Source organism: Silvimonas terrae, from assembly GCF_014202765.1.
Taxonomy (GTDB): domain Bacteria; phylum Pseudomonadota; class Gammaproteobacteria; order Burkholderiales; family Chitinibacteraceae; genus Silvimonas; species Silvimonas terrae.
On sequence record NZ_JACHHN010000003.1, the window covers coordinates 71,806 to 83,479 of the forward strand.

At 61.0% G+C, this 11,674-nt stretch carries 12 protein-coding genes; 9 read left to right on the plus strand and 3 right to left on the minus strand.

Annotated features, from left to right (window positions below; genetic code table 11):
* Positions 1-136 precede the first annotated feature (136 nt).
* The 6 genes from HNQ50_RS07605 to HNQ50_RS07630 all read left to right on the plus strand — a co-directional run bounded on the left by HNQ50_RS07605 (position 137) and on the right by HNQ50_RS07630 (position 6,432).
* The gene (locus HNQ50_RS07605) at positions 137-457 is read left to right on the plus strand and encodes a hypothetical protein (RefSeq protein WP_184099261.1); all 321 of its coding nucleotides are present in this window, start codon (positions 137-139) and stop codon (positions 455-457) included.
* 15 nt (positions 458-472) lie between these two features.
* On the plus strand, positions 473-1,996 hold the full coding sequence (locus HNQ50_RS07610) for a DUF1800 domain-containing protein (protein WP_184099263.1): 1,524 nt from the start codon (positions 473-475) through the stop codon (positions 1,994-1,996).
* A gap of 115 nt (positions 1,997-2,111) precedes the next feature.
* A complete protein-coding gene (locus HNQ50_RS07615) occupies positions 2,112-3,377 on the plus strand; it encodes a DUF1501 domain-containing protein (protein WP_184099265.1) in 1,266 nt (421 codons plus the stop codon).
* Between the two features lie 84 nt (positions 3,378-3,461).
* Positions 3,462-4,763 (plus strand): tetratricopeptide repeat protein, encoded by a 1,302-nt coding sequence (locus tag HNQ50_RS07620; protein ID WP_184099267.1) that lies wholly within the window; start codon positions 3,462-3,464, stop codon positions 4,761-4,763.
* A gap of 80 nt (positions 4,764-4,843) precedes the next feature.
* Positions 4,844-5,650 (plus strand): substrate-binding periplasmic protein, encoded by an 807-nt coding sequence (locus HNQ50_RS07625; RefSeq protein ID WP_184099269.1) that lies wholly within the window; start codon positions 4,844-4,846, stop codon positions 5,648-5,650.
* A gap of 116 nt (positions 5,651-5,766) precedes the next feature.
* Positions 5,767-6,432 carry an SOS response-associated peptidase gene (locus HNQ50_RS07630; protein ID WP_184099271.1) on the plus strand — a complete coding sequence of 222 codons (666 nt, stop codon included), beginning with the start codon at positions 5,767-5,769 and terminating at the stop codon, positions 6,430-6,432.
* Here HNQ50_RS07630 and HNQ50_RS07635 read toward each other — a convergent pair.
* Positions 6,429-7,904: a DEAD/DEAH box helicase gene (locus HNQ50_RS07635; RefSeq protein ID WP_184099273.1), complete on the minus strand. Its 1,476-nt coding sequence runs from the start codon at positions 7,902-7,904 to the stop codon at positions 6,429-6,431. The two genes, HNQ50_RS07630 and HNQ50_RS07635, sit on opposite strands and share 4 nt — an antisense overlap.
* 76 nt (positions 7,905-7,980) lie before the next feature.
* Positions 7,981-8,205, minus strand: coding sequence for a hypothetical protein (locus HNQ50_RS07640; RefSeq protein WP_184099275.1), 225 nt, complete (start codon positions 8,203-8,205; stop codon positions 7,981-7,983).
* A gap of 412 nt (positions 8,206-8,617) precedes the next feature.
* Between HNQ50_RS07640 and HNQ50_RS07645 the strand changes: the two genes are divergently transcribed.
* The gene (locus HNQ50_RS07645) at positions 8,618-9,568 is read left to right on the plus strand and encodes a helix-turn-helix transcriptional regulator (RefSeq protein WP_184099277.1); all 951 of its coding nucleotides are present in this window, start codon (positions 8,618-8,620) and stop codon (positions 9,566-9,568) included.
* 10 nt (positions 9,569-9,578) lie between these two features.
* Here HNQ50_RS07645 and HNQ50_RS07650 read toward each other — a convergent pair whose 3' ends face one another.
* Positions 9,579-10,442, minus strand: a complete 864-nt coding sequence (locus HNQ50_RS07650; RefSeq protein WP_184099279.1) for a class I SAM-dependent methyltransferase — start codon at positions 10,440-10,442, stop codon at positions 9,579-9,581.
* Between the two features lie 87 nt (positions 10,443-10,529).
* Here HNQ50_RS07650 and HNQ50_RS07655 point away from each other — a divergent pair, with 87 nt between their 5' ends.
* A complete protein-coding gene (locus HNQ50_RS07655; protein ID WP_184099281.1) occupies positions 10,530-10,904 on the plus strand; it encodes a nuclear transport factor 2 family protein in 375 nt (124 codons plus the stop codon).
* Between the two features lie 338 nt (positions 10,905-11,242).
* Positions 11,243-11,668 carry a type II secretion system major pseudopilin GspG gene (gspG, locus tag HNQ50_RS07660; RefSeq protein WP_221303067.1) on the plus strand — a complete coding sequence of 142 codons (426 nt, stop codon included), beginning with the start codon at positions 11,243-11,245 and terminating at the stop codon, positions 11,666-11,668.
* Positions 11,669-11,674 lie beyond the last annotated feature (6 nt).

The window sequence follows — 11,674 nt, forward strand, 5'->3', positions numbered from 1 at the left end:
GTGAACCGGCTCACTTTTCTGCACGTACCGCAACGTATCGTGACGTTGGCTGTGTACACGGACCTGTCAGCGACCCCGTTATTTCCCCTGTAGCCGATGCACGACACATTTATTTCAATGACGGGGAGTACACACCATGAACAAGATTGTTATCAGCATTGCGACTGTTTCTGCCCTGCTGGCTGGCCACGTTATGGCCGACACCCAGTGGCAAAAGGATCACCCGCGCCGCGAACAAGTGAACAGCCGCCTGAACAATCAGGACAAACGCATCCACAATGAAGTAAAGGATGGGCAGATCACCAAGGCGCAGGCCAAGTCTTTGCATACGCAAGACCACCAGATCCGTCAGGAAGAGCGTGACATGGCCTCGCACGATAACGGCCATCTGACCAAGGCCGACCAGCACAGCCTGAACCAGCAAGAAAACGCTGTCAGCCACGAAATCGGCAAGTAAACCTGGAGCTGCGCCATGACTCGCGCTGCGTTGAACGTGTTGTTGCGGCTGGCCGTAGTGGCAGCGCTGCCGGCCACCTGCCTGGCCGCACCAGCGACGCAAGCCCAGGCATTGTATGTGCTGAATCGCGTCGCCTACGGCCCGGCGCCGGGCGACGTCGCGCGCGTCATGGCCAGCGGCGTTGATCGTTATCTGGACGATCAACTCCACCCTGAGCGCACGCCGTTACCCACGGCTTTGCAGCAGCAACTGGGTGCATTGCAAACCACGCGCTTGTCGCAGGATGAATTGATCCGCCAGTTCAGGGCCGCCGCACAAGCCGCCAAAAAAGACCCGGAAGCGGGCAAGCAGGACCGGCAGGATCTCTACCGGCAAATCACCGAAGAAGCCGCAGAGGCCCGGCTATTGCAAGCCGTGAACAGCCCGAACCAGTTGCAGGAAGCACTGGTGGAATTCTGGTTCAACCATTTCAACGTGTTTCAGGGCAAAGGGCTGGATCGGGCCTTGATGGCCAGTTATGAGCGTGAAGCCATCCGCCCGTACGTGCTGGGCAAATTCCGTGATCTATTGGGGGCTACGGCGCACCACCCTGCCATGCTGTTTTATCTGGACAACTGGCTCTCGGTAGCGCCCGGCTTCACCCCCAGGGCGGCGTTGGGCCAGCAAGCCAAAGCCAGCGGTCTGAATGAAAACTACGCCCGTGAACTGATGGAACTGCACACCCTGGGCGTGGATGGCGGTTATTCCCAAACCGATGTCACCGAACTGGCCCGCATGCTCACCGGCTGGACCATCAACCCGCGCCAGGGCGGGGGCGAGGACGCGTTCTATTTTGATCCGCGCCGCCACGACACGGGCACCAAACACTGGCTGGGCCAGGTGGTCAATAACCAGGGCCAGCGTGAAGGTGAACTGGCGCTGGATCAACTGGCACGCGCACCGGCCACGGCACACCACATCAGTGATCAACTGGCGCGTTATTTTGTGGCTGACAACCCGCCGCCCGCGCTGGTGGAGCGCATGGCGCAGACCTTCACCCGAACGGATGGCGACCTGCGTGAAGTGATGCGCACCTTGCTCACCAGCCCGGAATTTACCGCTGGCACCGGTACACGCTTCAAGAGCCCGTACCGTTATGTGATTTCCAGCTTGCGGGCCAGTGGCGTGCCACTGATCAATCCGCGCCCGGTCTTGCGTACCCTGGCCCAGATGGGTCAGCCACTGTATGGCTGGCAAACGCCAGATGGCTACAAAGTCACCGACGCCGCCTGGCTAAACCAGGATGCCCTGGCCAAACGCGCCGCCTTTGCCACCGCCCTGGCCTCCGGCAAATTGCCGCTGAACAAGGTGCCGGACGGGATGGATGACGCCTCTGCCGTGGCGCAAGACCGTGGCGGTTACAACCCGCTGGATGCCGGGCAACTGTACGCCGTTCTGGGCAGCAGTATCTCTGACAAAACCCGCAGCGCCATCGCGCAAAGCCCGGCAAAACTGCAGGCCGCGCTGGTGCTGGGCAGCCCGGATTTCATGAAATATTGAGTGTGAGGAGTGAGGTGTGAGGGGTAAAACCAAAACCGGCGATGTGCCAAGTGCTACGCCCGGTGTTGATTTTTCACCTCACTCCTCACCCCTCACACCTCACTGGAGAACCGCCATGCATCGTCGCGATTTTCTGAAACTGGCCGCCTTGAGCGGGTCACTGATTGTTCCGCTGGGCCACAATGCGTGGGGCGCCACAGCCGCGCCCGGCGCGCCAGCGGGCAAGCGGCTGGTGGTGATCATGCTGCGCGGCGCGGTCGATGGCCTGAACGTGGTCACGCCTTATGGCGACCCTGGTTATTACGCCGCGCGCAGCAGCATTGCGCTGGGCAAGCCGGGCGCCGACAACGGCGTGCTGGATCTGGATGGTTACTTTGGCTTGCATCCGGCGCTCGCCCCACTGTTGCCCTTGTGGCAATCGGGCCAACTGGGTTTTGTCCACGCCTCGGGCTCGCCCGACAGCACCCGGTCGCACTTTGATGCGCAAGACTATATGGAGTCCGGCACGCCGGGCCGCAAAGCCACGCAAGACGGCTGGATGAACCGCTTGCTGGGTCAGTTGCCGCCCAGCGCACAAACGGGCGGCCTGCGGGCAGTCAGTGTCGGGCCGGTGTTGCCGCGTATCTATGCCGGCAGCAATCCGGTCGCCAATATGCCAGCCGGCTCGGCTGCCACCAAACCCACCGTGCTGGATCGCCCCGCCATTGGCGATGCCTTTGCCCGTATGTATGCCGGGGACGACAAACTGGCCGCCACCTGGCAAGAAGGCCGGGCCGCGCATGAACAGATGATGAATTCCATGACCGCCAGCAATGACGATCTGGACAAAGAAATGCAGGCCGCCAACAACGGGGCACCGCTGCCGGATGGCTTTCCCAACGATGCCGCCCACCTTGCCATCCTGCTACGTCATGACAACCATATCCAGTTGGCCTTTATGGCGCTGGGTGGCTGGGACACCCATGCCAACCAGGGCAACGCCACCGGCCAGCTCGCCAATCGCCTGCGCCCGCTGGGCCAGGGTCTGGCGGCGTTTACGCGGCAGATGGGGCCGGCCATGAACGATACCGTGGTGGTGGTGATGTCTGAGTTTGGCCGCACCGTCCACCAGAATGGCAACGGCGGCACCGATCACGGCCACGGCAATGTGATGTGGGTGCTGGGCGGCGATGTGGCTGGCGGCAAGGTTCACGGCCAGTGGCCGGGTTTATCCGGCGGCAATCTGCATGACGGGCGGGATCTGGCCATCACCACGGATTTTCGGGCGGTGCTGGCACAAGTGGCGGAGCGCCACTTGCTGTTGCCCGATGCCCATCTGGCGGCACTGTTCCCGGAATTTGCCGCCAGCAGCGCCAGCGCACCCCGGCTGATCCGCACCTGACGCAACAGTACAACCCGCGCACTGCCCGCGCCGGGCAATCTGTGGGAATATGCCGCTGGTATCCAGGCTCATCAGCGGCTCCCCATGCAGGCACAGCACCCTTTGCAAGCGCGTCTGAACCTTGCCCTGAAAGCGCATCTGGCAGGCGAGACCGCCGACGCCGAAGCACACTACCGTACCTTGTTGCACGAGGCCCCGGACTGGGCCGACGTCCACCATTGGCTGGGGTTTCTGTTACAACAAAACCAGCGGCTGACCGAGGCCAGAGAGCATCTCTACACCGCCGTCAGTCTTGATCCACGGCACAGTGAATGGCATTTCAATCTGGGGCTGACGCTGGCGCGGCTGGACGACCCGCAAGCGGCCATCTCTGCCCTGCAACGCGCGGTGACGCTGGCCCCCACGCAATATTTCTACTGGACCAACCTGGGCAGTGCTTTTGAAACCCTGGGCGAAGACGAACACGCCGAGCCGTGTTTTATCCGCGCCCAACAGATCAACCCCGCCTGCCCGGATGCCTGGTTTCAACACGCCGCCCTGTGCCTGCGCCAGCAACGGTTTGACGAGGCACGCACCCTGAACTGTCAGGGACTGATTGCCGCACCGGAGCAGGTCACTTCCAAAGTCATGCTGGCGCAAGCCTGGCACGCACTGGGCCACACCGAAGCGGCGCTGGCCGTGTTCGAACAATGGCTAGCGGCCGAACCAGACCATCCGCAAGCCTTGCACCTGCGCGCGGCTTATCTGCAGCAAATGCCGGTACGTTGCAGCCCGGATTACGTGAAGAACACGTTTGATGGCTTTGCCCACAATTTCGACCATATTCTGGGCCGGCTGCGTTATGCCGGGCCAACATGGCTGGCCACCTGGCTGCAAACCCGGTATCGACCAGCCACGTCCTTGAGTGTGGCCGATCTGGGTTGCGGTACTGGCCTGGCTGGCGAGCTCCTCGCCCCTTATGCCCACCGCTTGATCGGCGTCGACCTGAGCCGTGCCATGCTGGATAAAGCCGCAGAACGCCAGGTCTACGCCGAACTGCACGAGGCGGATGTACACGACTTTCTGGCCAAACATGAGGCCGGATTTGATCTGCTGGTTTGTCTGGATACGCTGATCTACGTCGGCGTATTGGCACCGTTTTTTGAAGAAGCCTTCACTGCGCTCAAACCCGGTGGCCACCTGGTATTCACCACGGAAACGCTGGACCCTGCGCAGGAACAACCCTGGCGGCTGAACACCAGCGGGCGCTACAGCCATCAATATCAATGGGTCTCCCTGCAACTGGAACAACACCATCTCACGCTGGTGCATCACAGCCATGGCGCCATCCGCAATGAATCCGGCATTCCGGTCATGGGAGATTTCTTTTGTGTACAGCGCCTGTAATGCCCCGCCACCTATACTGATATACATAATGACACCGGGGGATAACAGCATGATGCGGGCCGCATTCAGACGATTACCCTATGCGCCTTGACCGGCTGCATCAGGCACTGTGTGCCCTGGGCCTGTGGCTGGTGGCCGCCGTCGCCTCTGCGGCGGTGACTGAACTGCGCTGTGTCGGCACCGAATTCACCACATTGACCCGCAACACCCCCGACGGCCCGCGCGGCTTTGCGCTGGATGTCCTGGAAGAACTGGGCAAGCGCGCCGGATTTCATTGCAATGTGGAACTCTTGCCCTGGAAACGCGCACAGGCGCTCATTGCCCGCAATGAGGCCGACCTGTTGATCGGCCCGTACCGCACCCGCGTGCGCGAACACGATATGGTCTACTTGAGCCGGCCATTTTATTTCGACGATGCCCTGTTTTACGGCCTGGCCAAAGTCCCCTTCACCTGGGATGGTCAACTGGCCAGCCTGCCGCGCCAGCAAGTGGCCATCGTGCGCGGCTGGACACTGGGCGAGCATTTTGAGGCGTTCCGCCAGCAGTTGAATCTGGTCGAGGTCGATTCATCTGACCAGGCGTTGCGCCTTTTGCTCACCGGCCGGATCTCTTTGGTGGCAGGCAACGAGCGTGACTTTGCCCCGCGCGTTGCCCGGCCGGAGTTTGCCGGCATCAAACCGGTAACGCCGCGCATTCAGAACTCCGCCGGTTATTTCGCCCTCTCCAACAAATGGCGCAACGCGCCGCTATTCGCCAGAATCAACGAGGCCATGCTGCAAATGGTCAGTAGCGGCTATATCCTGGAAGCCAGCCGCAATGCCGGACTGAGCTTTCCGGATACGCGCTTTGACTGGGCCGCATACGTGGCGCATGAACTGGATAACTGATTTCCCCCAGGCACCGGCTTGTTCGCCATTCCAGACTCCATCTGCATTCATCCGTTCGTGATTTGCGCGATGCCTGGATACAATCAAGCCCTATCCGCCTCATTGCGTACCGGATCATGTGCGTCAATTTCATCCCGCCCACCCAGCAGCAGATCACCCGTTATTTCGCCACTAGCCTCGCCATGGAGCATGAAGCCTGGCCCGCTGAAACCTGGCAGGACTACGCCGCGCCGGTGATTGCTGCGGGTGATCAGGCACGGCGAGCGCTGGTGGGCAGTTACGGCATGATCCCCAAGCGTCGCCTGCCCGAAGGCGTGCGCTACAGCACCATGAATGCGCGTTCTGAAACCCTGGGCGAGACCCGCAGTTTTCGGCAGCCGTGGCTGCGCGGCCAGCTATGCCTGGTGCCCATGACCTGTTTCTTTGAGCCCAACTATGAAGCCGGCCGCCCCGTGCGCTGGCGTATCGGCATGCAAAGCGGCGAGCCATTTGCCGTGGCCGGTTTGATCCGGGCCTGGCGCGAGGCGGATGACATGGTGAGTTACTCGTTTACCCAGATCACCATCAATGCCGATGATCACCCGCTGATGCGGCGCTTTCACAAGCCAGAGGACGAGAAGCGCTCACTGGTGATTGTGCCGCCCCGGGAATACGACGCCTGGCTGGCGTGTAAAGACCCGGAACTGGCGCGCAGTTTTCTGCGGCCTTTTCCGGCAGACTTGATGAAGGCAGAGGCCGCGCCGATTCCGGCTAGCGGCCCGCAAACCGCCAGTCTGTTTTAAGGTTGGCGGCGACCCTTGCCGCCCATGGGTTTGCCAGCAGGTTTACCGCCACCCGAGCGCGGTTTGCCTGCAGCCGGTTTGCTGCCAACAGGCTTGCTGGCCGGTTTGGCGCCGGGCTTGAGCCGGCTGAAGGGGTTGACGGGTTCGGCGCTTTTTCCGGCGCCGGGATCACGTGCCCCGGCCGGATTGCGGCCGCCCGCACCTTGCGATCTGGCTTGCGGCTTGGGGTGCTTGCGCAACACCTGCTCGCCAGGCACCCCCAATGCTACTTTGGGTTTCTTTGGTTTCTTGGGTTTTTTCAGGACATGACCGGTGCTGCTGGTTTCCGGCACGCGATGTTCTGCCTCGAAACCCGGTTCTTCTTCCCGCACCAGGGTTTGCTTGATCAGCGCTTCAATGGCGGCCAGTTGCGGGGCTTCATCCGCGCAGACCAATGACACGGCCACGCCGCTGGCCCCCGCACGGCCGGTACGGCCAATGCGGTGCACATAGTCTTGCGCCACAATCGGCAAATCCACGTTGATCACCAGCGGCAGATCGTCAATATCCAGCCCGCGCGCGGCCACGTCGGTGGCCACCAGCATGTCGATCTCACGGGTTTTGAAGCGCTCCAGCGCGCGCAAACGGGCCGGTTGGGGCTTGTCGCCGTGAATGGTATCCACCGCATGACCCGCTGCGTACAAGAGTTCCGCCAGGTAATCCACACCCTTGCGGGTTTTGACGAACACCAATGCGTGTTCCCACTTGTTCTGCGCCACCAGATGCATAAACAGTTCTGGTTTGTTTTTCTTGTCGACCGGCACCACCCATTGCTTGATTTTGCTGGCGGTGACGTTGGGCGGGCTCACGCTGATATTGAGCGGGTTGATCAGAATCCCCGCCGCCATGCTGCGGATATCATCGGTAAAGGTGGCAGAGAACAACAGGGTTTGCCGTTGCGCTGGCAGGGCCGCAAATACGGCGGTCAGTTCGCGCGCAAAACCCAGATCCAGCATGCGATCGGCTTCGTCGAGCACCAGCGTTTGCAACTGGTCAAATTGCACGGCGTTCTGACGATGCAAATCCAGCAATCGACCCGGGGTAGCCACCAGTACATCAACGCCTTTGCGCAGCGCCATCATTTGCGGGTTGATGCTGACGCCGCCGTAGGCCGCCAGAAAACGCAGACCAAGACCATTGCCGTAATCAATAAAGCTTTGCAGTACCTGCTCGGCCAGTTCCCGCGTGGGCACCAGCACCAGCACGCGGGCGCGGTTGCTGCCCACCGCCGGGCCGTTCTGCGTCAGGCGTTGCAAGATCGGCAAGGCAAAGCCTGCCGTTTTGCCGGTACCGGTCTGCGCGGCCGCCATGACGTCGCGCCCACTCAATACGGCCGGGATCGCCTTGGCCTGCACGGGCGTGGGTTTCTGGTAATTGAGCGCCTGCAAGGTGCGCAACAAGGGGTCGATCAGGCCAAGCGTGTCAAAAGACATGGGTTTAATCCGGCATACAGCGGTAAAACCGCAATGGTAGCGGTTTACGCCCCAACGCGCCGGATGCTTTGGCAAATCAGCCCGATGAGCTATCGAAGAGGTTGATATCAATGGCCATGGAAAAATGCATGGGGGCCGGTCGCCACGTCGGCCAGTGGGTGTAGATCAACCATAATGCCAGCGCCAGCAACAACACCACCGCCAGTCGCAGCAGCCACCAGCGGGCTTGCAGCCGGTGCGTCCGCAACTGGGCGGTGATGGCGTGTCCAAAAATCAACCAGAGTCCTGCCAAGCTGTCCATGATCTGCTCCTGCGTTCTTGTGCCAGTGTCAAAAGCGGTCGTTGCCGGTTATTTGCCGTGGACAAACTTTATGCGCGAAAGAGGACAGAAACTGCCCTGATTCGCGCTTATGATTGGAGCCTGTTCATGGTCTTTGCACACCAGCGCCGTGTCATTAAAAGGTCAGGCACAAGGCGTGCGACGCAGCCAATAACCGGTTATTGGCAAGGAGTACAACGCAGTGAATGACCTTTTAATGGCCCGGCCCTTCGGGTTCAAGACGCAAGCGGCACGCTACGGCGTTGCAAGCCGCTTGTGGCGCCCTTGTGGTGCCCCGCTTTCGGGGTACCCGTACCACGGCGCGACTTGCGCCTTGTATCGCACCGCTTGCGTCATGAACGCTGGCGCGCAAAGGCCATGAACAGGCTCCGGCATGGCACATTCATCCCATCGCTTGCTGGCCATGCTGGAAGTGCTGCAGACCCAGGGACTGGTCAGCGGCAGTGAACTGGCACGAAGGCTGGATATAGACGTCCGCACCCTGCGGCGCGATATCGCGCGGCTGGAAGAAATGGGCATCCCCATTACCGCAGAACGCGGGCGGGATGGCGGCTACCGCTTGATGCATGGCTTCAAGCTGCCGCCCATGATGTTCACCAACGAGGAAGCCCTGGCCTTGTCACTGGGGCTGCAAGCGGCGCGCAGCCTGGGGCTGGCCCAGGCCGCGCCGGCCGTGAGCAGCGCCCAGGCCAAGCTGGAGCGCGTACTGCCAGACATGTTGCGTCACCAGTTGCGCGCAGTGGCAGAGACCGTCACCCTGGACCTGACCCGCGCCCCGGCAGTCCAGGACAATGCCGCGCTGGTGGCGTTGTCGACCGCCGCCCAATTGCAGCAACGCGTCCAGATCAAATACCAGACCGATGCCGCGATCACCGAGCGCCAGTTTGACCCCTATAGCCTGGCCTGGCGCGATGGCCGCTGGTATGCGGTGGGGTATTGTCACTTGCGCTGTGAAATGCGCTCGTTCCGGCTGGACCGCATGCTGGCCGTGCGCCCGGTGCCGGCCAGTTTTCTGCGACCGGAAGGCTTTGATGTGCTGGCCTTTCTGAACCACGCCATGGCCGTTTTGCCGCGCGGCTTTGCGGTGGAGGTCATCCTGCATGCGCCGCTGGAAGACACGCGCAAATATGTCTACGCCGATCTGGGTATTCTGGAGAGCACCCCGGAGGGTACGCGCCTGCGCAGTCAGGTAGACACGCTGTCCTGGATGGCACGCCAACTGGCGCAGATGCCCTATGCGTTTACAGTGGTTTCGCCACCTGAACTGGTGGCGGAAATCCACCAGTTGGCCGAACGCCTGTTGCAGGTCAAAGCGCCAGGCTGACCGGCAGAGGTCACACCGTCGCCACAATCAACTCTTCACAACGGGCGGGCGGACGCAGGCCATCCGGACGATCGGCAAAGTAGCGCTCGGCCAGCGCGTCGGCCGAGATATGCGTGACCTCACTGAACCCGGCAGCCAGGGCCAGATTCACAATCTCTTGCGGCTGAAAGTAACTGATAAAGGGCGTACCGCTGGCGGCTGCGCCCGCTTCACCCATCCGCAAAACGGGTTGCAAGGCGGGGTCTGCCATCTCGATCGGCAACAGAAAAGTCATGACCAATTGCGAGCCCTGCGCCAGGGAGGCCACCTGCTGCAACATGGCGACAATGGCGTCATGCGTCAGATACATGCTGACGCCGGTAGAGGTCACCATGGCGGGCTCGTCCGTCCGGAAACCCGCTTTGACCAGTTTTTTAAGCCAGTCATCTCCCGCTTCAAAATCCACCGGTACAAAATGCACGCTCGCGGGCGGCGTCAGGCCCAGTTCGGCCAGTCGTTGTTGCTTCCACGCCTGATGGCCCGGTTGATCAACTTCAAAGATGGCCAGTTGCGCGGCGATATCCGGGCGACGCAGCGCAAACGAATCCAGCCCGGCGCCCAACAACACGTACTGCCGTGCCGCGCCCGCTTTGATCCCGTCGATGACCTGGTCTTCGATGAACCGGGAACGGGCAATGATGGAGGCCCGGAACGGTGCGGTGTGCTGGGGGTGCATATCCGGCCGTGCCCGCCAGTCACCCTCCGGGGCCGCCAGTTTCAGGCCCACATCGTCATGGATGACATGCGGTGCGGCGTCGGCTTCCAGATGCAGTGCGCGCCATAAGGCAACGCGAACGGCGGTGCTATCAGCAGCAACGGTGACGGGTGCGGACATGGTTTTTCCTTCTGGTTTGCTGTTTCGGATGCGCCGTTCAGGCAATGTTCAGGCTATATATCCATACACCGTATTTCTGGCAACGATATGACTGACGCGCACCTGGCAGATCATCTGCTGCATCTGGAACAGCAACTGCACCAGCAAAACATCCGGGCGGATGCGGCCGCGTTGGGGCAGTTACTGGCGGATGATTATTTTGAGCACGGCATCAACGGCACGCACTGGCACAAATCTGCGGTGATTGAGGCCCTGGCCCAAGAAACATTTTCTGAACGGCGCATCAGCCAGTTTGTGCTGACCCGGCTGGCGCCAGATACGGCGCTGGTGACCTATGCGGCAGAGCGGCTAGCCACGGCGCAGCGGCCAGGCGCACGGTCTTTGCGCAGCTCAATCTGGCAGCAGCGTGAGGCCCGCTGGCAAATGATTTTTCATCAAGGCACGCCATTGTCATCACCGTGAAGCCAACACAGGCTGACAATCCTTTCAGGCTGTTGCATCGGCCCAACGGTGTTGTTTTGCCGATAATCTGCGACACTTCATCCTGATTGTTGCCTCTAACCGACAAAGCTCTGATTTTCTGACCCTTTTTACTCAAGTCACTGTAGATTCTGTCTGCTGCCCGTCAGCTCCCTGTGAGCTTCGTGGTGGGTACTGACTCTTTTAGCATACCTGCTCCCTGCCGCGCGCCCTCTCGCTTGCCGCACTTTAGCCTGCCGTATACGATGCGATTTGAGGATGGAGTTGCGCCGGATCAAACGGCGCGGCCAAAGCAGGTAAAAACAAGTAGAGATAAAGCAATGCAATATCGTCGTATGCGTAACAGCGGCTTTACGCTGCTTGAATTGCTGGTCGTGTTGTTGATCATTGCCCTGTTGGCCGGCTACGTCGGCCCCAAGCTGTTTGGCGAGGTCGGCAAGGCCAAGATCAAAACCGCAGCCAGCCAGATGAAGTCTCTGGCAGACGCGCTGGACCATTACCGGCTGGATGTGGGCCACTACCCCACCACCGAGCAAGGTCTGACTGCGCTCAACACCAAGCCCAACGACGAGCCCAAGTGGCAAGGCCCGTACCTGACCAAGGACGTGCCCAATGATCCGTGGGATCGACCCTACGTGTATCGCCGCCCTGGCGAGAACGGCCACGATTTCGACCTCATCTCCTACGGTGCCGATGGCAAACCGGGCGGGACCGATGAGGACGCCGACATCTCTTACTTCCAGTAAGTAAGC

Bases quoted from the DNA above. Each gene is read 5' to 3' on its own strand.
- HNQ50_RS07640 (WP_184099275.1), bottom strand. From the start codon at position 8,205: ATGGACAGCTTGGCAGGACTCTGGTTGATTTTTGGACACGCCATCACC.
- HNQ50_RS07605 (WP_184099261.1), top strand. From the start codon at position 137: ATGAACAAGATTGTTATCAGCATTGCGACTGTTTCTGCCCTGCTGGCT.
- HNQ50_RS07650 (WP_184099279.1), bottom strand. From the start codon at position 10,442: ATGTCCGCACCCGTCACCGTTGCTGCTGATAGCACCGCCGTTCGCGTT.
- HNQ50_RS07655 (WP_184099281.1), top strand. From the start codon at position 10,530: ATGACTGACGCGCACCTGGCAGATCATCTGCTGCATCTGGAACAGCAA.
- HNQ50_RS07635 (WP_184099273.1), bottom strand. From the start codon at position 7,904: ATGTCTTTTGACACGCTTGGCCTGATCGACCCCTTGTTGCGCACCTTG.
- HNQ50_RS07620 (WP_184099267.1), top strand. From the start codon at position 3,462: ATGCAGGCACAGCACCCTTTGCAAGCGCGTCTGAACCTTGCCCTGAAA.
- HNQ50_RS07625 (WP_184099269.1), top strand. From the start codon at position 4,844: ATGCGCCTTGACCGGCTGCATCAGGCACTGTGTGCCCTGGGCCTGTGG.
- HNQ50_RS07630 (WP_184099271.1), top strand. From the start codon at position 5,767: ATGTGCGTCAATTTCATCCCGCCCACCCAGCAGCAGATCACCCGTTAT.
- HNQ50_RS07610 (WP_184099263.1), top strand. From the start codon at position 473: ATGACTCGCGCTGCGTTGAACGTGTTGTTGCGGCTGGCCGTAGTGGCA.
- HNQ50_RS07615 (WP_184099265.1), top strand. From the start codon at position 2,112: ATGCATCGTCGCGATTTTCTGAAACTGGCCGCCTTGAGCGGGTCACTG.
- HNQ50_RS07645 (WP_184099277.1), top strand. From the start codon at position 8,618: ATGGCACATTCATCCCATCGCTTGCTGGCCATGCTGGAAGTGCTGCAG.
- gspG (WP_221303067.1), top strand. From the start codon at position 11,243: ATGCAATATCGTCGTATGCGTAACAGCGGCTTTACGCTGCTTGAATTG.